The organism is Corynebacterium sp. HMSC077G07 (assembly GCF_001809225.1).
Lineage (GTDB): Bacteria > Actinomycetota > Actinomycetes > Mycobacteriales > Mycobacteriaceae > Corynebacterium > Corynebacterium jeikeium_D.
In genome coordinates this window covers 63,905-85,173 of the sequence record NZ_KV796533.1, presented here as the reverse complement: position 1 = coordinate 85,173, position 21,269 = coordinate 63,905, and the positions used below count along the sequence as shown (strand labels likewise).

Annotated in this window: 21 protein-coding genes; 3 read left to right on the top strand and 18 right to left on the bottom strand. The window is 59.6% G+C overall.

Annotated features, from left to right (window positions below; translation table 11 throughout):
• The first annotated feature begins 15 nt into the window (after positions 1 to 15).
• Positions 16 to 1,077 carry an esterase/lipase family protein gene (locus HMPREF2562_RS05115; RefSeq protein WP_070549714.1) on the top strand — a complete coding sequence of 354 codons (1,062 nt, stop codon included), beginning with the start codon at positions 16 to 18 and terminating at the stop codon, positions 1,075 to 1,077.
• Positions 1,078 to 1,295: 218 nt separating this feature from the next.
• Entirely contained in the window at positions 1,296 to 2,648 is a 1,353-nt protein-coding gene (locus HMPREF2562_RS05110; protein ID WP_049169963.1) for an HNH endonuclease signature motif containing protein, read from the top strand.
• Here HMPREF2562_RS05110 and glmS read toward each other — a convergent pair.
• Entirely contained in the window at positions 2,631 to 4,505 is a 1,875-nt protein-coding gene (gene glmS, locus HMPREF2562_RS05105; protein WP_049190374.1) for a glutamine--fructose-6-phosphate transaminase (isomerizing), read from the bottom strand. The genes HMPREF2562_RS05110 and glmS overlap by 18 nt on opposite strands.
• Before the next feature lie 84 nt (positions 4,506 to 4,589).
• On the opposite strand from glmS, the gene HMPREF2562_RS05100 reads away from it, so the two are divergent.
• On the top strand, positions 4,590 to 5,468 hold the full coding sequence (locus tag HMPREF2562_RS05100) for a dienelactone hydrolase family protein (RefSeq protein ID WP_070549713.1): 879 nt from the start codon (positions 4,590 to 4,592) through the stop codon (positions 5,466 to 5,468).
• A gap of 15 nt (positions 5,469 to 5,483) precedes the next feature.
• Here the strand turns inward: HMPREF2562_RS05100 and HMPREF2562_RS05095 are convergent, their stop codons facing one another.
• The 17 genes from HMPREF2562_RS05095 to HMPREF2562_RS11185 all read right to left on the bottom strand — a co-directional run bounded on the left by HMPREF2562_RS05095 (position 5,484) and on the right by HMPREF2562_RS11185 (position 21,135).
• Positions 5,484 to 5,765: a hypothetical protein gene (locus tag HMPREF2562_RS05095; protein ID WP_070549712.1), complete on the bottom strand. Its 282-nt coding sequence runs from the start codon at positions 5,763 to 5,765 to the stop codon at positions 5,484 to 5,486.
• Positions 5,765 to 7,060 (bottom strand): hypothetical protein, encoded by a 1,296-nt coding sequence (locus HMPREF2562_RS05090; RefSeq protein ID WP_070549711.1) that lies wholly within the window; start codon positions 7,058 to 7,060, stop codon positions 5,765 to 5,767. Before HMPREF2562_RS05090 ends, HMPREF2562_RS05095 begins: the two co-directional genes overlap by 1 nt.
• Positions 7,060 to 7,395 (bottom strand): hypothetical protein, encoded by a 336-nt coding sequence (locus HMPREF2562_RS05085; protein WP_016422101.1) that lies wholly within the window; start codon positions 7,393 to 7,395, stop codon positions 7,060 to 7,062. Before HMPREF2562_RS05085 ends, HMPREF2562_RS05090 begins: the two co-directional genes overlap by 1 nt.
• A 99-nt stretch (positions 7,396 to 7,494) precedes the next feature.
• Entirely contained in the window at positions 7,495 to 8,685 is a 1,191-nt protein-coding gene (locus HMPREF2562_RS05080) for a hydroxymethylglutaryl-CoA synthase (RefSeq protein WP_016422100.1), read from the bottom strand.
• 211 nt (positions 8,686 to 8,896) lie between these two features.
• Positions 8,897 to 9,952 (bottom strand): hydroxymethylglutaryl-CoA reductase, encoded by a 1,056-nt coding sequence (locus HMPREF2562_RS05075; RefSeq protein ID WP_049190384.1) that lies wholly within the window; start codon positions 9,950 to 9,952, stop codon positions 8,897 to 8,899.
• A gap of 93 nt (positions 9,953 to 10,045) precedes the next feature.
• Positions 10,046 to 11,131 carry a phosphomevalonate kinase gene (locus HMPREF2562_RS05070; RefSeq protein WP_049190387.1) on the bottom strand — a complete coding sequence of 362 codons (1,086 nt, stop codon included), beginning with the start codon at positions 11,129 to 11,131 and terminating at the stop codon, positions 10,046 to 10,048.
• 12 nt (positions 11,132 to 11,143) lie between these two features.
• The gene (gene mvaD, locus HMPREF2562_RS05065; RefSeq protein WP_049190390.1) at positions 11,144 to 12,121 is read right to left on the bottom strand and encodes a diphosphomevalonate decarboxylase; all 978 of its coding nucleotides are present in this window, start codon (positions 12,119 to 12,121) and stop codon (positions 11,144 to 11,146) included.
• On the bottom strand, positions 12,118 to 13,143 hold the full coding sequence (gene mvk, locus HMPREF2562_RS05060) for a mevalonate kinase (protein WP_101687816.1): 1,026 nt from the start codon (positions 13,141 to 13,143) through the stop codon (positions 12,118 to 12,120). Before mvk ends, mvaD begins: the two co-directional genes overlap by 4 nt.
• A 4-nt stretch (positions 13,144 to 13,147) precedes the next feature.
• Positions 13,148 to 13,804: an isopentenyl-diphosphate Delta-isomerase gene (gene idi / locus HMPREF2562_RS05055; protein ID WP_016422095.1), complete on the bottom strand. Its 657-nt coding sequence runs from the start codon at positions 13,802 to 13,804 to the stop codon at positions 13,148 to 13,150.
• A gap of 16 nt (positions 13,805 to 13,820) precedes the next feature.
• Positions 13,821 to 15,164: a phosphoglucosamine mutase gene (glmM, locus tag HMPREF2562_RS05050; RefSeq protein ID WP_070549710.1), complete on the bottom strand. Its 1,344-nt coding sequence runs from the start codon at positions 15,162 to 15,164 to the stop codon at positions 13,821 to 13,823.
• 102 nt (positions 15,165 to 15,266) lie between these two features.
• Positions 15,267 to 16,955, bottom strand: a complete 1,689-nt coding sequence (locus HMPREF2562_RS05045; RefSeq protein ID WP_049193322.1) for a VanW family protein — start codon at positions 16,953 to 16,955, stop codon at positions 15,267 to 15,269.
• A 43-nt stretch (positions 16,956 to 16,998) separates the two neighbouring features.
• Positions 16,999 to 18,921 carry an acyltransferase family protein gene (locus tag HMPREF2562_RS05040; RefSeq protein WP_070549709.1) on the bottom strand — a complete coding sequence of 641 codons (1,923 nt, stop codon included), beginning with the start codon at positions 18,919 to 18,921 and terminating at the stop codon, positions 16,999 to 17,001.
• A 220-nt stretch (positions 18,922 to 19,141) separates the two neighbouring features.
• On the bottom strand, positions 19,142 to 19,702 hold the full coding sequence (gene rpsI / locus HMPREF2562_RS05035) for a 30S ribosomal protein S9 (protein WP_016422091.1): 561 nt from the start codon (positions 19,700 to 19,702) through the stop codon (positions 19,142 to 19,144).
• Positions 19,699 to 20,142 carry a 50S ribosomal protein L13 gene (rplM, locus tag HMPREF2562_RS05030; protein ID WP_005509852.1) on the bottom strand — a complete coding sequence of 148 codons (444 nt, stop codon included), beginning with the start codon at positions 20,140 to 20,142 and terminating at the stop codon, positions 19,699 to 19,701. The genes rpsI and rplM overlap by 4 nt, the downstream gene beginning before the upstream one ends.
• A 321-nt stretch (positions 20,143 to 20,463) precedes the next feature.
• Positions 20,464 to 20,751 (bottom strand): WXG100 family type VII secretion target, encoded by a 288-nt coding sequence (locus tag HMPREF2562_RS05025; protein WP_005509924.1) that lies wholly within the window; start codon positions 20,749 to 20,751, stop codon positions 20,464 to 20,466.
• 73 nt (positions 20,752 to 20,824) lie between these two features.
• Positions 20,825 to 20,962 (bottom strand): hypothetical protein, encoded by a 138-nt coding sequence (locus HMPREF2562_RS11190; RefSeq protein ID WP_371325807.1) that lies wholly within the window; start codon positions 20,960 to 20,962, stop codon positions 20,825 to 20,827.
• Positions 20,941 to 21,135 carry a WXG100 family type VII secretion target gene (locus HMPREF2562_RS11185; protein ID WP_371325806.1) on the bottom strand — a complete coding sequence of 65 codons (195 nt, stop codon included), beginning with the start codon at positions 21,133 to 21,135 and terminating at the stop codon, positions 20,941 to 20,943. Before HMPREF2562_RS11185 ends, HMPREF2562_RS11190 begins: the two co-directional genes overlap by 22 nt.
• Positions 21,136 to 21,269: the final 134 nt, after the last annotated feature.

The following is a 21,269-nucleotide window of genomic DNA, read 5'->3' as shown; positions in this document are numbered from 1 at the left end:
CTACGATTAGCCCCTATGGATGACTACTCCCCGAGCACGCGAGTTTTCGGCCCTCTACTGCGCGCCTTTCCCCAGGCATACCTGCGCTCGTTGCGTCATCCCGAATGGATCCCCCACGGCGTGCAGGACGTTCGCGAAATCCTCGACGGCAAAATCACTCCCGACCTGGACAGATACAACGGTCGCATACCAATTGTCCTGGTTCACGGCACCTGGATGAACTCGTTCAACTCCTTCGCCATGTTGGGGCCGTTCCTCGCCCGGAATCGCCCCGTATTCTCACTCGATTACGGCTCCGACCCCGCCGCGCTGGTCAGCCGTCTCCGTAGCGTCAAAGCCACCACCGATTTAAGCGATGCGCTCGCCGAAGTCACCGACCTTCTCGACCGCTTCCGAGCCCAACTCTCCCTACCCCGCATCGACCTCATCGGTCATTCCCAGGGCGGTCTACACTGCCGCAGTTACGCCAACGCGAGCATCGATTCGCTTTACGACGACGCCCTCAACCATGGCCTCAACGAAGAAGAAGCCGAGCAGTACGCCTCCGACAACAGCCCCGTGCGGGCAGTGATCTCGCTTGCGGGAAACCATCGCGGCACTACTGCGTGGGGCATGCGCCGAAGGCTCAGTGCCCTTGAGCGATGCGGCCTACCGATGCACAAGCTCGTCGACCGCCTTGTCGGCCGTGCCTGCATTCAACAGCTGCTGGACTCTGACTACATTGCGACTCTGAACCGCGCAGCGCGTGGCATTACCCGACGTGGTCCGCACTACCTGAATATCGGCACCCCTTTTGACACCGTGGTTCGCCCGTGGACCGGCGCCTTTTTGCCCGAACAAGAGGGTCACCACATTACGAACGTCAACAATGCCACTGGCGGTGGCGACTGGTCTGATCACCTCGCACTGCTCTACTCCCCCAATACGCTCGAACGCATTCACGAGTTCTTGGAGGAACTGGATGGCGCTGAAGCTGGTGATGTTCCGCATCATCCGCGACAGCGAGTCCTGCCTTTGTACGGCGCCCTGCCGAGGGGCCTCGGACGGAGGAGGCTCGGACGGAGGGGCCGGATCTAATTCAGCACAGAATTTTAGAACATATTTCCAGAATTCTATTGACAGTTTTTCAAACAGGTGTACGATTTGGGTTGTAGGGAAAATTTGTAAGCGAAAGTTCTTTGTCCGGTGCACAGGGGTTGGCGGGACTGGTTGACACAGCCTCTCCATGCTTCTCTCCACCACAGAACTCAATCTTCAATTCTCCGGCGGACACGTAGTAATCAGGGGGATAACCAATGTCATCGCCGCCCACAGAACTTCCAGCACCAGGTCAAAAGCCCTCATGGGCCAACCAGCAATCCGACGACCCGATTAGCAGCGCGGCCCGTGCCATCAACGCCGCAGACCTTCAACTGATCGATATCTGCGCTCCCGGTGAGGAGGTCGATGTCAATCACCATCTTGCCCGCATAAGCATTCGAACCGGCCTTAGCCGCGGCAAGTGTTCTACGCTGTGCGAAATTGCGCTGATGTTCGAACGCCTACCAAAAGTCCGGGCTCTCATCGAATCCACCTTCTGTTTCTCGTTAGCCCATCTCCGCGCCATCGCCAATGGCGTTGCCGGGCTGTCACCAGATCAGTTCGACACGGTAGAGCCCCATCTTTTGGAAATGCTCACTCCGACGCGACCTCGACAAGCAATGGTTGGTGTCTACACGCTGTCTCGTCTAATCGGCGACTTGGTTTCTGAGTACAACGACTGCGCCCGCAACGACGGCACCCAACGGGTTCCAGAAGGCGAAGCGGTCGCACTCTCCGACACGGGCGATGGCAAGCACAAAAAGGTCACAGCAATCCTTGAAAACGACCGCGCGACCGAGCTCATGGCCAGGATTCAGGGGATTCGCAACACAGCAATCAATCGTGGTGAACAGTGCACGCAGGCGGAAGCGCTACTACAGCTGGCACAGAAATCGACCAATGCCGAGATTGTCATCAATGTCTACCGCGAGGTCGGCGGTGGGCCAGCATGGATTGATGGCGTCGGCTGGTTGAGCGAGGTAGCCACCGAAGAATGGCTTGCCCGCGCAACTCACATCCGTATCTCCGCCGACAGCAAGGTGGATGGTTACCGCCCCACCGAGAGCCAGGTGGCTCGCGTCCGTGGGCGTGACGGTACCTGCCGCTTCCCCGGCTGCGACGTCCCGGCAGCCAAGTGCGACCTGGACCATATTCAGCCGTACAACCACGACAATCCCAAGCAGGGCGGGCCGACTGACACTGAGAATCTGCACTGTCTCTGCCGCCGACACCACAATCTAAAAACGCACGAGGGCTGGGATATCGACAGATACCCCGACGGAACAGAAGTGTGGACTTCCCGTAATGGGGACACCGCGACTAGCGTTCCGGTTGGGCCGCTAAAGAACGTCGGCAAGCAAACTTTTCATCAGCGTGTGACACGGAAGATGAAGACGATCCAGAAACGCAACCTCGATTGGATGTTGTCATTTTGCCATGTATCCGATGAGGTCTGGGACCTATCCGAGGAAGAAGCAAAACGCATCGAGTCCCTCACGGATGAAGAACTCGATGCGGAGATTGAGCAGTACCGACGAAAGCAGGACGAACTACTCGACGGTGACTGACTTAGCCAGGTTGCGCGGCTTATCGATGTCCTCGTTACCGCACTGGCGAGCGATCTCAGCTGCCAGGAACTGCATCGGAATCGTAGACAACAGCGGCTGGAGCAGCGTGGACGTCTCCGGGATTTCAATCAGGTAGTTCGCAAAAGGAACCACCGACTGATCCCCTTCTTCGGCAATCACGATGGTCTTGGCACCACGGGCACGAATCTCCTGGATGTTGGAGACAATCTTGGAGTGCAGCACGGCGCGCCCCTTCGGCGATGGCACTACGACGACCACCGGAAGATCATCCTCGATGAGTGCAATTGGGCCATGCTTGAGCTCGCCTGCCGGGAACCCCTCTGCGTGAATGTAGGCAAGCTCCTTGAGCTTCAGCGCACCTTCAAGTGCGACTGGGAAGCCAACGTGTCGGCCGAGGAAGAGCATCGTCGGGATAGCACCGATTTCCTTGGCCATGTCGATGAACTCATCGCCCTTAGCGACGACCTTGTCAATCAGTGCCGGAATGGTCTCCAGCTCTTCAAACTCGCGAGTGACCTCATCCGGGTACTTAGTGCCGCGTGCCTGGGCAAGAGCCAATCCGACCAGGTAGTTTGCGGCTACCTGCGCCAGGAACGACTTGGTTGCAGCAACACCAATCTCCGGGCCGGCGTGCGTATAGAGCACGGCGTCAGACTCACGCGGAATCTGTGCACCGTTGGTGTTACAGACAGCCAGCACGCGGGCGCCCTGGCTCTTTGCGTGTCGCACGGCCTCAAGGGTGTCCGCAGTCTCGCCCGACTGCGAAATAGCGACCACCAGCGTCTGGCGGTCCAGCACCGGATCGCGGTAGCGGAACTCGGACGCGACCTCAATCTCGACCGGGATACGAACCCAGTGCTCAATGGCGTACTTGGCCAACAAACCGGAGTGGTATGCGGTACCACAGGCGACGACGAAGACCTTCTCGATGTCACGCAGATCTTGGTCACTCAGGCGAGACTCGTCGAGAACGATGCGGCCGTCAACGAGGTGACCGGCCAACGTATCGCGGACGGCGGCAGCCTGCTCGTGGATTTCCTTCATCATGAAGGAGTCATAGCCACCCTTTTCGGCTGCGGCGAGATCCCAGTCGATGGTGAATGGTCGACCCTGCTGCTCATTGCCGGCGAAATCCAGAATGCGGTAGTCATCTGCGGTGATGATGACGACGTTGTCCTGCCCCAGCTCCACGGCCTCGCGGGTGTGCGCGATGAAAGCCGCAACATCGGAGCCGAGGAACATTTCGTTTTCGCCCACACCGACAATCAGCGGAGTGGAGCGACGAGCAGCGATGATGCGATCCGGGTGGTCTGCATGAGTAAACAGCAGCGTAAAAGCACCCTCGAGGCGGTTGAGCACGGACAGCGCAGAGGCCTCGAAATCACCAGCGGTAGATCCGCCGTCGGAACCGTCCAGGGCACGGGCGAGCATGTGCGCGGCGACCTCGGAGTCGGTTTCGGACTTCAGCTCAATGCCGGCATCCTCCAGCTCCTGACGTAGCGGAGCAAAGTTCTCGATAATGCCGTTGTGGACGATAGCCACCTTGCCGTCATAGGACTGGTGTGGGTGGGCATTCTCATCAATTGGGCGACCGTGGGTAGCCCAGCGGGTGTGCCCAATTCCGGTGGTTCCAGTGATTTTGTCGCGCCCATCCGCATCAAGGGCAGCCTCGAGGTTGGCGAGTTTACCGGCCTTCTTCTCTACAGTGATATGCCCCTGATCGTCGACAATGGCAACACCCGCGGAGTCATAGCCACGGTATTCCATGCGTCGTAGCGCATCGACAGCAATATCCAGGGCGGGCTGATGGCCCACATATCCAACGATTCCACACATGCCCTACAGAATAACCCGCGAAGCGGAAAATCGTCATAACGAAATAGACATTCTCGCTCATCCTGGCACTTTTTCAGCAAAGGTATGCACCTTATAGTTAAGCTATTCACTGTGGCTGACAACTTGAAGACTCTGACATCTAATCTTTCCAAGCGTGGACCGCACCGCGTCATGGTCGGTGATCTCGCTTTTACTGGCCTGCCGGGAAAGGTCTACACGCCTGCCGAGGGCAATGGCATCCCCGGTATCGCCTTCGCACACGATTGGCGCACACCGATTGAGGAGTACCACGCCACGCTGCGTCACCTAGCTTCGTGGGGCATCGCGGTCGCTGCTCCGGACACCGAAAATGGCATCGTGGCAGATCACCGTGGTCTCGCCAACGATTTGGAGACAGCGCTCCAGATTCTCGCTGGTGTCCGCCTCGGAGAGGGCAAGGTCGTCGTCCACCCGAAGAAACTCGGCGTTGCCGGCCACGGCATGGGCGCTGGCGTAGCCGTCCTCGCCGCCGCTGGTCACGACCTCATCTCCGGCGTTGGCTGCGTCTTCCCCGCAACTACCGCGCCTTCCTCCAGCGCCGCTGCAACTAATGTCTCGGCCCCGGGCCTCGTCCTGGCTCCTGGCGAGGATCAGTGGCTCGATCGCGGTAACCCGGCTCGCCTGGCTGTTCAGTGGAAGGGCGATGTCGTTTACCGCGAAGTAGACAAGGCTGACCAGGGCAGCTTCTCGGAAACAACTCTTCTCCGTCGTCTAGCGGGCTTCTCTTCCTCCAAGGTGAAGTACCAGGAGGTTGCACGCGCCGCGCTCACAGGCTTCCTGCTGGCCACGGTCGGTGACGACAAGAAGTACTCGGATTTCGCAGACCCGACCGCCATTATCAAGGGCACAACTAACCGCGACATGGAGTGGCTCATCAAGGAGCTGCCGGAAAACCCGGAGCACTCGCTGATTCCCGGCAAGTAGTCACTAGGCCACGCTTCAGGACACGCCCCGAATCGACTTCACCGTCGGCGTCCCTTTCCCCGCCCGCCCGAACAACCGCGTAACGGTTCCCTTCGGTCGGGCGGTTTTTTGTTGCTTTTCGACGCCCGCCGCCACCTCCCTCTCCTTAATTTCGCGTGCTTTACGACGCTCCTCCAAACCCTGCAATTCTTTCTGTGCCCTCTGTATCGCCGTATCGAACTCCTGCCTGGTCATTGCAGCAGCGTCGTAATAGTCCTGCCCAATCCGGTCATATTTCGCGGCATGCTTACTCCCCACTACCACTCACCTGCCGTTGGCGAATTGACCGCGCCCACAAGCTCCTGGGCGTTGGGCTGCTCAGGGGGCTCGGGCACAGCGGAAGCAGATTCCTGCACTGATGCTGCCGAATCCTGGGCTGGTGCTGGCTGCGGCTCTGCTTGTGGTTTTGGCTGCGGTTCCGCTCGCTGTTCTGCTTGCGGCTCCTGTGGCAGCTCGATTCCCAAGTGCTTTAGTTTCTCAGCTGGAGGAGGCGGTTCAGGAACATTTTCAGGTTCGGGCTCGGGTTCAGGTTCGGGCTTGGGTTCAGGTTCGGGCTTGGGTTCTGGTTCGGGTTCCGGCACACAGTCCTCCGGCGCAGGAGCTGGTGCTGGTGCTGGTGCTGGCGCAGGTGCCTGTTCGCACACTGGCTCTTCCGTCTCCGTGCACATGTCTAAGTTGAGCAGTGAGGACGCGACACTGCCTGCAACCCCGACAGCTCCCGCAATTCCAGCGATACTGGCCGCCCCGGCAGCGCCAATGGCACCTCCAACGGATATTCCAGCAGCAACGCCTGCCTCTATCCCAATATCAACGTTGGCAACGACCCCAATTCCACCAGCGGTAGCACCGTTGCCACCGGTTACAGTAGCTCCTTCGCCACTCCCAGACTCAGCCACCTCTGCACAGGCCGCCGAGGTAGCACCCGAACTGGCAGGAACAGTAGGAGGCTGCGGCGGGGTGGCGACCACCGCGGCCTCAGTGTCACACGCTGCCTGCTCAAGACACTGCTCGATGCAACTATTACGCGCATCGTAGAGCTGACCAGTGGAGTCGACGAGACTGTTACACACCTGCTGGGCCACTTGTGCGGCTTCGGCGCCGACCTCCGGATCGTCGACAAGCGCTTCGCACTGAGAGAGGATGCCGTCGGTTTGCTCAGCCATATCTTCGGCCTGCTTTTCGCAATCCTCCAGGACCTCGTCGACTTTCTTGCCGCACTCGCCGACGCTCTGCGCGCCATTGGCGGACTGCTCATCCTGATTCGCACAGTCCTGCGCGGCTTTATCACAGCGTTCCTTGGCGGCGTCGGCGGCATCGCCTTTCAAACCGCCCCAATCGAAAGCCATAGCAATAGTTATCGCGGAGGCTATCAACCCCACGGAGTTAGAGAACTTGGATAGGGCGCTGCCCTTCCAGCCGTCAGCGCGTCGCACCTTATCCAAGACTTTGGGCAGATTCTTGCCGATGCCGCCAACCCCGCGCTTGGCTCCAATACGGCTTCCACGGCCAATAACACGCACCAATATCGGAAGAATTCGAGCAACCCATGGCATCAGTCCACTACCTCAATTCCACCGAGGTCGGCGCTCCCGTCGCTGTCACAGCCTGCAAAGACACGCCACTGTTCCCGCACTGCCGGAGCATGATTGCCAAGTCCCGCGTACATCGATTGCCCGTGCTCACGCAGCCGCGCTGCCGCCTGCTGCAGACGACGCCCCTGGGCGGCAAAACCCTGGCCACAGTCTGCCGCGGAAATATCGGGAGCGCTTCCCCACCGCTCATGGCCTTCACGGCCGCGCTGCTCGATCTCTCGGGCAGCCGCTGTCACTGCATCTTCCGAAAAGTGCAGCAAGCCTCCGCCACTGCCTCCAGTAAAACGTGCGGACACGAAAAATCCCCTTCCCCGCGAAAAACAGTTCTTATTACTGTTAGGCGCGAAAAAAGGGGATTCGGTTCCGTTGAGGTACTAGCACGGGTGCCCCCGGGGCTAACGAGCGCGGTAGATGCGCTTACACCCCTCAACACCGGTGAAGCTGAATGGGCCGGTGCCAATCAGGGCGTCGTCTCCCAGGTTGGAGTACTCACCCGGATCTTCATGCGTCACCTGAGCGTGGCGGTAGTAGGTCGGATCATCGAGCTTTACGCGTTCATCCAGTTCACGAGCATTATCTTCGGCGCGCAGCTGGGACTCGTAGCCCTCGACCACATTGCCGGTGAGGAACTCAGCAACCGAGCCGGAACCATAGGAGACAACAGCGACCTTCTTACCAGCCAGGTCCTTCTCGGTGTCCAGCAGCGAGAGCAGGCCGAAGTAGGCCGATGCTGTGTAGGAGTTACCGATGATGCGGTTGTACTCAGTGGTTGGGCCGAGCTGGCGGGCCTCGTCCTCTGCGGTGAGCTCCACACCGTTATTGGCCGAAAGCTGCCGGTGCGCCTTGTAGGCCATCTTGGTAAACGGCTGGTGGTAGCTGAAGTAGTCAATCTCGCTGAAGTCCACACCGCCGCGGGCACGGTAGTCCTCGTAAGCACCCTGAACAGCGTCGATGTAAGCACTAATAGAGAGCTTGCCCTCCACCAACGCCTGGCTGCGGTGGTTCGGACGCCAGAAGTCCATAACTTCGCGGGTGAAGACGCCCGAAGCGGCATCGATAGCCAGGATGCGCGGATTAGCGGTCACCAGCATGGCTACAGCACCTGCGCCCTGGGTCGGCTCCGCAGCGGAGTCCAGGTCATAGCGGGCAATGTCGGAGGCGACAACGATGACCTTCTCCTCCGGATTGCGGGCCACCAGAGCGCACGCGAACTGCAGCGCCGCGGTACCGGAGTAGCAAGCCTGCTTCAGCTCGACAGATCGCGCGTGCGGGTCAAGACCGACCAACTCATGCACATAGACAGCAGCGGCCTTCGACTGGTCGATACCGGTCTCAGTGGCGAACATGATGGTGCGCACGCCGTCGATACCGTGGCGGTCGACGATCTTCTTCACCGCGGTCGCGGCCATCGTCACCGGATCTTCATCAGAGGCAACCACGCTGGAGCGTTCCTGCCCCAGGCCCTTGTGGTACTTTGCCGGTTCCGCTCCGAGTCGGGGCGCAATATCGGCGAGGTCAATGCAGTACGAACCCGTCGCAAAGGCGATGTCATCAATACCGATCGGGGTCACATTGCTTGTTGTCATCAAAACCGTGCCTTCACTACCTCTACAGATTTTTAAGAAATAACGGGCAACGAAACATCCCCCATGTCATCAGAACGGCCATCAGAGCAGTCATCAGACCACGGGATATTTTGCCCACAAAATGTTAATTGCCTACTACAGAAATCTAGCGCGTTTACCTGAGATTTGTCTTAGGTTTTGCGAATTGTCGCAAACGACTATTCACAAACCACTACTTCGCACGCTCGATAGAAACGTGCGCCTCCATCAGCTCACCCGGGTTCGTCTGTGCCGCGAGCAGGGAAAGCTCACCACACCAGACGATTGCCGCGCAGCACGCTGCTAGACGACGGGCATTCTCGCCCGGCTCACGGTCCTCCTTGCAGCCCAGCGCCGTGAGATTCTTCTCCACGAAGTCCAAGCCCTTGCCGTTGCCCACGGAACCGACGATCAAATGTGGCAGGGTGCAGCTAAAGCGCACGGAGCCGTCGTCAAGCGCCTCTACCTGCGTCAGCCCCTGCGAGCCTTCGACGATATTCGCAGCGTCCTGACCGGTAGCGAGGTAAAAGCCCAGCAGCATATTGGCGTAGTGCGCATTACCGCTGCGCAGCGAACCGGCCATGATGGAGCCGACGAGGTTCTTGCGTTCGTTGAGCTCAGCCAGGCGCTTGGCAGTTGTGCGCAGACGCTCGCGGACAACCGGCTCCGGAATGACGGCCTCGGCGATCACGTACTTACCGCGGCCCAGAATGCCATTGACTGCGGAAGTCTTCTTATCGGTACAGAAGTTGCCCGAGATCGAGCCATAGCCCAACTCTGGCATCTGTTCCATCAGGTAGGACATCAAACGCTCAGACGCCAGCGTGGCCATGTTGTGGCCCGAGGCGTCACCGGAGAAGAAGTCAAAGCGGACAAAGAGAAGACGCGATGCGATCTGGAAGTGAATATCTACCAGCTTGGCAAAACGCGAGGAGGACTCCACGACCTTCTTCAGCTCGTCATAACGAGACAGGATGTTGTCGCGCGCAATGACGGCATCAGCTGCCGAGTCGAGAGTGAAAATCACCGATCGGGTCATCTTCTCACCGACGAAAGTGCAGGTAATGCCACCTTCGATCATGCGGGAGACCTTCGCACCGCGACCACACGACGGCCACAGCGGGGTCTCGTAAGTCGCCAGCGGAATCTTCACCTCGTCATTCATGACGTTGCCACTAATGCGCACCGGACCAATCCAGCTCAGCGGTACGTGTGCATATTCCAGGTCGTGCGAGCTCTTTTCAGCCATTGTCCTAAGCGACCCTTTCTAGCTGCATGCAGCTTCGGTTCCCAGCTTCTGTAAATTTCAGCTGTCTTAAATTCTACGGTCAAAAAACTGTGGTCAAAGTTGAGCGGCCAGCTTCAGCGGCAACGGCTGGATGCCAGCGGCTTGCCAGCGCGCGGTGATGTCCGCGGCAGTCTCCTCGGCATCGGCATCTTTTGAGACTCCCACCAGCGCGATTCCACAGTCACCACCACCGGAGCCACTGCTCTTGCCCGCAGACCCCGCGCCATCGGCGATGTCGGCGAGCGCTTTCAGTTTCTCCGTCTCGATGCACACAGCACGCTCACGCTCATAGTCCTGCAGCAGCGTCCGATTCTCACGCAGGCAGGCAAACGCCGCGGTGTGGTCGCCGTCGGCAAGCGCCTGCCAGAGTCTTTCGCTTATCGACGAGACCCCGCGCACAAAATCACGGTCTGCGCCACCGGCCTTCTTCAACTGCGAGTCCGTCTTCACCGGACTGCCCGTCCAGCCGACCAACAGTTGTAGCCCACCGAGGTCGGTGCGGGCGTCAATGCGAAGATTCGGCCACGGTGCCGCCACGGCAGCGACAGGATCAGCCGCCACGAGCTCTGCGAGCGCCGTCGGATTCGGCCGGCGATAGAGCACCACCCCGCCGTGCGCGGAGCACGCGATATCGCCGCCGGAACCAGCTGCACCAGCCAGAAGCGTGGCCACCATCGCAATCTTGTACACGTCCAGTGAATCCAGCTCCAGACCCAGGTGCGTCCCCAGCGCACGAGTTACAGCCACAGCGACAGCCCCGGAGGATCCCAGGCCATACTTCGCACCACTGTCGGCGTCATCGAGGTCTGATTCAATGACGATATTTATGGGGCGCTCTGGGGTGTTTTCCAACTCGCCCGCAGCAATGCGATAGACCAGGGAAATCGTATGGGTAGCGATGTCATCTGGTGCATCGATATCAATGACACGCCCCCGCGGGCCGTAATAGCTGGAGTACACGCGAGAGACCGGCTGCGATGGTTCGGCATCGCGGCACCGAACTGTCACATAGCGGTCGACACCTGCGATGACGGCCAGCCCCTCGACATCCATCACCGCATACTCACCAGTGAGGTACAGCTTGCCGCAGCCACGACCGATGGACTCGCCTTCGATAGGTCCGCCTTTAGCGTTGCTCAACTACTCCCCCAGCTACACCAGGTATGCGCCAGGGCCGGAGCCGGAAACCAGCACGTCAATATCCTCGAACTCTGCGCGGAAACGATCCGCGATGGTCTCGGCATCGCCGCTGCGGCACAGCACCTTCACGTTCGGCCCGGCATCCATGGTGGCGTAGCACTCGGTGCCCTCGTCACGCAGCGTAGCGACGAGATCGAGAGCCGCCACCGAATCCGGATTCCAGTACCGCACCGGAGGAAGAGCCCCCAGCATAGTGGCGTGCATGCGCATGGCATTGGCCTCGGCAAGCTCGCCGACCGCAGTGAAGTCCGCAGCGGCAATGGCGGCCTTCATGTCCTCGATATCACGAGGCACCTGCTCCACCCAGGCCGGGAAGAACGGTGATGTCTCGACCGTGCGACGCATGGCGGCACGGCTGTCAATCTTCTTGCGCCCCGGGGCCAAAACCGCCACGACCAGGGAGAGATCCAGGCCGGAATCCGGCAGAGCCACTGCGTGGCTGGAAGCATCGTCATCGCCGGGCAGCCACTCAACGAGGCCGCCGAAAATAGAGCGACAGGCCGAGCCCGAACCGCGACGGGCCAGAGCCGAGAGCTTTTCCGGAGTGTAGTCCAGGCCGTAGGCCTTCGCCGCGGCCAGCGCGAGAGCGCCAAAACCCGACGCGGACGAAGCCAGACCCGCACCCGTCGGAATCTCGTTGGTGCTGGTCACCTCTGCGAAGCTCGTGCTGCCCGCACGCTCGCGGACCAAATCCAAAAACTTCTGGACACGGGAGAGGTCCTTGCCCACCATCTCCTGGCCGTTCAGAGTGCCCGAGTCGGCGGTGACGCTGGGATCGTCGATAAGCGACACCGTGGTCGTCGTCGGAGCGATGCCCAGAGTAAGGGACAGCGAACCTGTGGCCGGTAGCTGCACGGCCTCATCGCGCTTGCCCCAGTATTTAATCAGGGCGATGTTGGGATGAGCGACGGCGGTAGCGGTCGTGGTCACGAGGGATTTACCTCCACAGTCCAAGTAGCAACGGCATTGGCTCCCATCATGGCATGGCTAATCAGTTCCGCGTGATCGGCGGACTCTGCCAGCGCCATCACACAGCCACCGCAACCGGCACCAGTGAGCTTTGCCCCGTGGGCACCTGCCAGTCGGGCGGCAGTGACGAGATCGGTAATGGACTCATGCCCAACACCTAGTTCCTCTAGCGCTTCCTGCGCCGAGTCCATGCGATGTCCCAGACGGGCAAAATCGCCCTTGGCCAGGTTGTGCACCGCGCCATCGGCCAGCTGCCCCAAGTGGTCCAACAACTCTTGGCCGTGGACTCGGTGGGAATCGACGAAACCACGCACACGGGCAACGGCCAGCGACGTCGAACCACGCACACCGGTATCCCCCAGCACCAGCCACATCTTCTTGGCCACCTTCAGCGGATGGAACTCACCCTGCTTGAAGTAAACCGGACGCGACGCACGGGCAACCGTGGCATCCAGGCCAGAGGGGTTACCGTGCGCCAGACGCTCAGCTTCCTGCACCAGGTCAAAGCGCTGACGCTCGGTCAGAGTGCCATCGGCGAGGTCACGCACTGCGTCGATAAGCGCATGTGCCACTGCGGCAGAACCACCCAGCCCTGCAGCGGGTGGGATACCGGAGCGGAGACGAACCAGCAGGTCGCGTTCGGGAATACCGAAGGTGCGCAGGCCAGCGCGGAGTGCAGCGGCGATGGAGGCAAAGCGCTCCGGCAGCTCGTCGATGTCGATGACCTCGCCGTCCATGGAAAACAGGACGGGAGAATCCTCCACGCGGTCAATCCACGCCATCGTGCGCAGCGACGTCACCGGCAGCGCAATAGCCGGCTTGCCGTAGACGACAGAGTGCTCACCCAACAAAATCGACTTGGCATGGCCTTCACCGAATGCGGCACCCTGTTCATTGGCCAGGGCATAGAACTCCCCGGTCTCCAATTCCTCGGACTTGTCGAGGCCGAAGTCGTCGACGCTGGCGTTTTCTACGCTGGTCACGAAGCTACACATCCTTTTCCGAAACCGACTGCGCGGCAGCCTGCGCCTCCGCTGGGCCATGGATACCCGGCACACCCGCAATGTCGAAACCGTACTTGGAGAACTTCTCCGCCCCGACACCCCAGACGTGGTTAAACCACTCCGTCATCGGTTCGTTCGCACGACGTTCTGCGAGCTCCTGCGGGGTCACGTACACCACTTCATCGACCTCATCGGGGTTGATATCCACCGACTTCGGATCGACGATGCCGGCGTACACGTGGTTGTACTCGTGCTCCGCCAATCCCGAACGATCATCGATGACCTGGTAGATAACAATGCCGATTTCCTCCAACTGAGAGACATCCGCACCGAGCTCTTCCTTCGCACGACGCTCAACGGCATCGGCCACCGGCTCCCCCGGCAGTGGGTGCGAGCAGGTCGCATTCGTCAGTAGCAGTGGTGAGTGATACTTCGACTCCGCACGGCGCTGCAGCAGCATGCGTCCCTGCTCATCGAAGAGGAAAAGAGAAAAAGCACGGTGCAAAATTCCCGGTGGAACGTGTGCTTCAAGCTTGCCGACGGTACCGAGAACCCGACCGTCACGATCGACCACCTCTACCTGGATGTCGGCTTCACCCGGGGCAAAGCGGGCTTTAATGTCCTCTGGCGCGTCATTCATTTCCACACTCCTGACTCTAGACTGCGGCCACAACCGCAGCTAACTCCCCGGCAATCTTGCGGGCCGATTCCGCATCGGCGGCCTCCACCATGACGCGGAAGAGCTCCTCGGTGCCGGACGGGCGCAACAGCACGCGACCGGTGGGACCCAGCTTCTCCTCGGCTGCATCGATGGCGGCCTTGACCTCATCAGACTCCAGAATTGCGGCCTTGTTGGACACCGGCACGTTGATAAGAGTCTGCGGCAGCACCTTCATTACGGAGGCCAGCTCAGCCAGAGACTTACCGGTGCGTGCCATCCGCGCCATGAGGTACAGACCCGTGAGGGTGCCGTCACCAGTGGTCGCATGATCCGGAATGACCACGTGTCCCGACTGCTCACCGCCGAGCGAGTAACCGCCAGCGTTCAAATCAGCCAGCACATAGCGGTCGCCGACCTTGGTGGTACGCAGGGCGATATCGTTTTCCTCCATCGCCAGCTTGAGGCCGAGGTTACTCATCACAGTGGCCACCAGCGTGTTGTGGTGCAGTAGCCCCTCTTCCTTCATGGCGACGGCCAGGATGGCCATGATTTGGTCACCATCGACGATGTTGCCCTGCGAGTCCACAGCCAGGCAGCGGTCGGCATCGCCATCGTGAGCCAGCCCCAGATCCGCGCCGTGCTCCAGCACTGCCGCGCGCAAAACCTCAATGTGGGTGGAACCGCAGTTGTCGTTGATGTTGTAGGAGTTCGGCTTGTCATGAATAGCGACGACGTCGGCACCGGCGGCCGCGTACGCCATGGGGGCGGCCTGCGAAGCAGCACCATTTGCACAATCCACCACGACACGAATGCCGTCGAGCTTGGTGCTGACCGCACGGGAGAGGTGGAACAGGTAGCGGTCGAGCCCGTCTGGGGCCTCCTCGATGACACGCCCCACTCCGGTGCCCGTGGGTCCGGTCTCCGGCAAGTTGTGGAGAGCGTGTTCGATTTCCTTCTCCACCGCGTCGTCAAGCTTGGTGCCGCCCGCGGCGAAGAACTTGATGCCGTTGTCCGGCATGGGGTTGTGAGAAGCCGAAATCATCACACCCATGTCGGCACCGTAGTCGTCGGTGAGGAAAGCGACAGCCGGAGTGGGCAGCACGCCGACACGCAAAACGTCGACGCCCTGGGAAGCCATGCCGGCAGACAGCGCTGCGGCGAGCATCTCACCGGAGACACGCGGATCGCGGCCAACAATGGCCAGGGGACGACGCCCCGACGGATTCGTGCCGCTAGTCAGCACAGTGGCCGCAGCAGCGCCCAGCCGCATTGCCAGCGGTGCGGTCAGAGTCTTATTCGCCAAACCGCGGACGCCATCAGTTCCGAAAAGACGTGCCATTGTTGCTAGACCACTCCTTGGGGGTTTTATGAGTTTTGGTATCGCGGACTATTGCATTGTCAATGCTGTATTACTTTAGCCGGTCGCGCAGGCGAATCCAGACTAGCCACAGGACACAATTGGCTGCGGGTCATAAACCGTAGTCTGAGTTTCACGCGAGATTTCCGCGCCCGAGAGGTCCCGAATGACGCGTGTGTCGGAAGTGGTAAAGCCCTGCGCACCCGACGACGGCTGGCAAGAGCTGCCACTGACCTGCATACGCTGCGGTTGCGTGTATGCCCAACGGCCACCATTGATGGACTCGACGTTGACCTTCTTCACACCCTTGATGCGCACAGTGACGTCGGAGCCAGTAGTAACGGCTTCGATGAGAATCGGAGTGTCGGAACTGTTCTTAAACGCTAGGTCGATTGCGCCCTCGTACACCGTCGCCTCACGGCCGGCCGGGTAACGCGAAATGTAGTAGCTGTGCGGGGTGTGCGCGACATCCTCCATGCCCGCAAAGTACGAAGCATTGTACAAAGTGGTGGCGAACTGGCTAATGCCACCGCCGACAGCCTTATCCGCATGGCCGTTGAGGATGATGCCCGACTCGACAAAACCCTGCGCAGTACCGCGCGGCCCCGTGTAGCCGTTCAGGCTGAATGTATCGCCCGGCGCCACGAATGCGCCGTTGACCATCTGCGACACCAGGGCAATGTTTGTTCCCGATGCCGAGCTGAAGCCACCGGTGGTGAACTCACCAATGACATCATCGAAGGTGGCACTTTCCGCTTGTTCGGTGGTGTAGGTGGCGGGCTTGTCCTCGTAGACCGCATCGAACTCGCGCTTATCCGTCGAAGTCACACGCTCGGCGAAGTCCTTCATAGTTTCATCCCACTTCACGGCTACGCCATCAACTGAGGGGACCACTTCACGCGCACCACCGCTAAAGCGTATCGACGCATTGCGCTTATCAACCTCGGAAGCAGCCAGCCCCTCCTCGAGGATCTCGCGTGCGCGGTCGACATTGATATCGGCGGCCAATCCACCGTCGCGCGGCACAAAGCTGATGATTTCAGCCATGCGCTCCGGCGGAATTACACCATCTTTGCCATCGCGGCCCTTGGCAACAATGGGGCCCGACACCGCATCGGCGGCCTCTCCTTCAGCTGCCTCACGGACCTGATCCTCACCGATAGCCGGGTCGTGCGCGGTGGTCTCTACATCGATGCCCTCCGGCGACAACCACTTGGCGGCCAAATCCCCGCTGACCGCATTGCGGTCGACATCTTGGCCGATGACCGGTGGAGTTGTTTCCACGCGGCCGTCGACAAGCTTGACCTCGCCATCGACGGGAGCAATAGTCAGTTCGCCGACGAGACGGTCGACCTGCGGTTCGAACTTAGAGCTATCGATATCGCTGACCAAATCCAGCTCACGGGTAGTAAAGAAACTGCGCACCCAGGTAACTGGGTTCGCCGTCTGCTTGCCCGCCTGCGCGACCGTCTTCTCCCAGTCGATGCTCAGCCCCGCCTCCTCGGGCAGAACCTCCGCCGTGCGTTCGCCGGCACGAAACGCCACTGGATGAGTGGAAAGATCACCGAGCTGTTCTTCGAGCTTCGCCTCAGCGTGATTCGCGCTCAGCGTGCTGATGTCAATACCCGCGACGGTAGACCCGCGCGGGACATGGTCCTTGTTCAGCACGTAATCGACAGCGTAAAACACACCGAAGAGTGCGAAGATACCGAGGACGATGCCGAGGAAAATCTTTAATCCGCGGTGACTGGAGGAAGACTTTTGTTTGGCCACAGCCACTTACTTTACCGTGGAAACACTACTAACTAGATTTTTATTAGATTCCGCAGGTGTCCGGAATGCGTTTCTTGTTCTTCGCATACTGCTGGAAAGCATCGACCACGGCATTGGCATAGACCTCGGCGCCATCCGGGGTCGGGTGGATAAGGTCCGCGCGCAGCTTGGACAAATCGTCACGCACACCATGGCACCAGTCAGACACATAGACATTGTCGCGCTTCTTTGCCGCGTCGAGGACTTCCTTCTCCGACTGCGGCATCCACACACGATCACCGTACGGGTTGATTAGGACAATGATGCGGTCTTCACCCAGCGAATCGAGGATCTCATCCAACAGGTGTTCGTCCGATGCCGCAGCCGACTGATTGATACCAAGGCCCAGCACGACGAATGGATCGAGCGTACCCGCCGCCTTCATACTCGCGATGATCTCCGGGGCGGCCGGATAACCACGGGAAACAGCCGCATCGATATAGATACCGGGCAGCTTCTCTTCCAACGCCGACGCCGAGGCGAGCATCACAGAGTCGCCGATAGCGGTGATCTGGTCACCACGCGGCATAACACGCTTGGCCAACTCGGCTTCCTCCGCCTTTTGTGCCTGTGCACGGCGCTCAGCTGCCTCCTGTAGCTGTGCCTCCAAACGCGTCATCTTCGGCGCCGTAGCCATTCCCACAACTGCACCAACCACGACGACCAGCGCCAGCCCTGCTGCAACGCGCGGCTTCCAGGAACCGGCAAACTGCGTGCCCGAAAACTGCAACATCCAACGGCGGTAACCCATCCGGCGAATTGGCGATTCCACATTCTTGTACGACCAGTTCGCCAAAAGCAGCGATAGCGCGATGCCTGCGAAGGCAGCGAGGTTCTCATACTGCATGGCCTCATTGCGCTCCAGCAGTTCGCGGATGAGCACGATGACCGGCCAGTGCCACAGGTACAGCGAGAAGGAAATCTTTCCCAGCCAGCACAGTGGCTTGAACTCAAAAATCTGACGCACGGGTGAGACACCGCGAACGACAAGATAGAGAATCGCCGCCGACAGCAACGAGGCGAACACCAACCCACCGCGGTAAGTCGCCGACGCGGTATCCGACATCATCAGCAGAACCAACGAAAGGAAGATCAGCGGCAGCGAGGCCACTACGAAAGCCTGGGCGGAACTGCCAAAGAAGTCCCGCAGGAGGGGTTCCGTGCGTGGCCAGGAGTCCGCCTCTGCGCGTGACGACGTCGATGTCAACCACAATGCGAGGGCCGCGCCAAACAGGAGACCAAAGGCGTGAGTATCGGTACCGTAGTAGACCCTCGTGGGGTCGACCTTCGGATCATAGAGCGAGACCATCCACACGAAAGAAGCAACCGCCCCAATGCCCGCCACTGCTGCCAGCTTGCGAGATGCCAGCTTCAAGGCGAGAAGAGCCACAAAGATCAATGGCCAGAGCAAGTAGAACTGCTCCTCCACCGACAGTGACCAGTAGTGCGCTAACAGCTGCACTCCGGAATCCGCGAAATAGGACTGAGAGCCCGCAATCTGCGTCCAGTTATTGACGAAAAAGACCGTGCCGAGAAACTGCGTCGACAAGCCAACAGCGGGATCCCCGCCGACCAGACCTGCGACGGCGATGGAAATAAACAACACGAACATCGCAGCCGGAGCGATGCGGCGCAGTCGACGGAGCCAGAAATCTTTTAGATCGATGCGCCCAGTGACCGCGCGTTCGCGCACCAGAAGCGAGGTGATAAGAAATCCGGAGAGCACGAAGAAGATATCCACACCGATGTAGCCACCGGGCAGCACATTATCGAAGTAGTGGTAGATCACCACTGTGGCAACGGCCAGACCGCGCAGCCCATCAATGCCTGGTACGCGTCGAATGCGGAAGGGATGCTTCGCCACCGACGACGAGCTAGAGGAGCTCTTCGCGTCGGAGGTCTTGGTGGCTGTGGTGCTCACCGCCATACGATTTCCTTCTTCCCATCGCACTGCAATCGCACTTTCATCGCACTGCAATCGCACCGCGATAAACGATTCTCGTGGCAATTTTTAACGGATAAAAGTCTAACGTACGGGGCTTGTCTCAAAAATGCAGCCATGCCTGGTCACGGCGGACTTTAACCCAAAAAAGCACCTCGGCTTGCGTGTAATACGCAAACTGAGGTGCTTTTCGAAGCAGTAAAGCTTAACGCTTGGAGTACTGCGGTGCGCGACGGGCCTTGTGCAGACCAGCCTTCTTGCGCTCGACAGCACGAGCGTCGCGGGTGAGGAAGCCAGCCTTCTTGAGAACGCTGCGCTCCTCCGGGTTGAACTCGTTCAGGGCACGAGCAATAGCCAGGCGCAGAGCACCGGCCTGACCGGACGGGCCACCACCGTTGATGTTGGCCTTGATGTCGAACTGGCTCTCGCGCTCGACCAGGACCAACGGATCCTTGATCTCCTGCTGGTGCAGCTTGTTCGGGAAGTAATCCTCGAGCTCGCGGCCGTTGCAGACAATCTTGCCGGAACCAGCGGTCAGAACGACGCGGGCGACAGCGCGCTTACGACGACCGACAGTCTGAATCGGACGATCCAGGGTCAGCGGTGCAGCCGGAGCAGCCTCAGCCTCGGTCTCGGTAGCAACTGCGTCGCCGATGGAAGAGGTGAACTCTTCAGTGGCAGCAGCAGCGGCAGCCTGAACATCATCGTAGGAAGCCTCGGTGGCCTCTACGTTCTGGTTCTCATTGACGTCCTGTGGGTTGGTCACTGTGCCACCGCCTTGATCTCGTAGTTTTCAGGCTTCTGACCGGCGAACGGGTGCTCGGAACCGGCGAAGACGTGCAGCTTCTTGATGGACGCACGCGAAAGCTTGTTGTGCGGCATCATGCCCTCAATAGCCTCAGCGATAACACGCTCCGGGTGAACCTCGAGGGAACGACCCAGGGTCATCGACTTCAGGCCGCCCGGGAAGCCCGAGTGGCGGTAGCGCATCTCACGTTCCCGCTTGTTCGAGGAGACGTGCACCTTATCGGCGTTGATGATGATGACGTGGTCACCGCAGTCGACGTTAGGGGCGAAGTAAGCCTTGCCCTTACCGCGCAGCAAGTCTGCGGCGTGAGTAGCCAGACGGCCGAGAACAACGTCGGTAGCGTCGATGACGTACCACTTGCGCTCGATGTCACCGTCCTTCGGATGGAAAGTAGACAACATGACTCCTTTTAGGGTCCGTGTAGATTTGCCAGCCACCGTGCACACTGTTGTTATTCCCCGGCGGCCGGTGGAGACCCGAGGCAACATTCACGTGTGCGCACACAGTTTGACTACTCTACCTTGAGACGGCACTAGAACAAAAAATGCCAAAGCCAGTCTCAGCCGCAAACTGCTGAGACTGGCCTTCCCCCCCCCCCTGGAGTGCTGCTAGCAAGAATACTTCAAAGGCAGATACCTAACTGAAGATCTCAATTGAGCAATGTCCTCCCCTCCCCCGGTTACATAGCTCAATCAAAAGTGCCTCAATCAGGAACCAAGCTATCCCCAGCTAGCTGCCGCGCGGCGGTTAATATCCGCCATTCGCTGGCTACCTGCGCTGACCGTATCCGCGATAGTCGTGAGAATCATATTGAGCTCCTCCGCTGCTGTGTCCCATTCACGCTGAGCCTCCTGGTAAGAATCCGACGATTCACCCTCCCACGTAGAGACCATCGGCGCGATGCGCTTCTTCAAATCTCCGAGCAGCCCGTTGATGGTGCCAGAAGTGGACCGAATGTCATCGGCAGCACCGTCGATGCCGCCAAAACTGTACCTAATTGGTTGCATTAAGAACCCTTTCCCCAAAAGGTGATGTGTGTTGTGTGATTCAGTGTTGTGGTTGTGCGATTCGACAAAACGTTTAGAGGTTCAGCAACGACGCACCCGCTGCTGCCACCTGCTTGAACGACGACGCCCCCTCGTCCTCGCCCGCATCGAAGCTGCTGGAATTTGCGCGGATGTTATCCGCGATATCCGTCAGCGCATTGGATAGACGCATAGCTGCGTCATCCCAACGAAGCTGTCTTTAGCCTGGCCCTTCCATTCCCCCGCCAGACCGTCCACGACGCCTCGAATGCGACCCAGCTCGCCCTGTACTTCCGAGTTGACGCCATCGACGTCCCCCGCGGTAGTGGTCATTTGATCTGATTCGGCTGCAAATAGGTTTGCCACTGTTTCCCCCTTATTCGTGTTGAGTGACTGATTAACGACGGCATTTTTACCTCCCCGCGCGAGCCAGCCAGCTTCCCGCGTTAAAAACCCGTCATATTGTTTGGCGCGAAAAACCCCGATTCGGTTCCATTTTG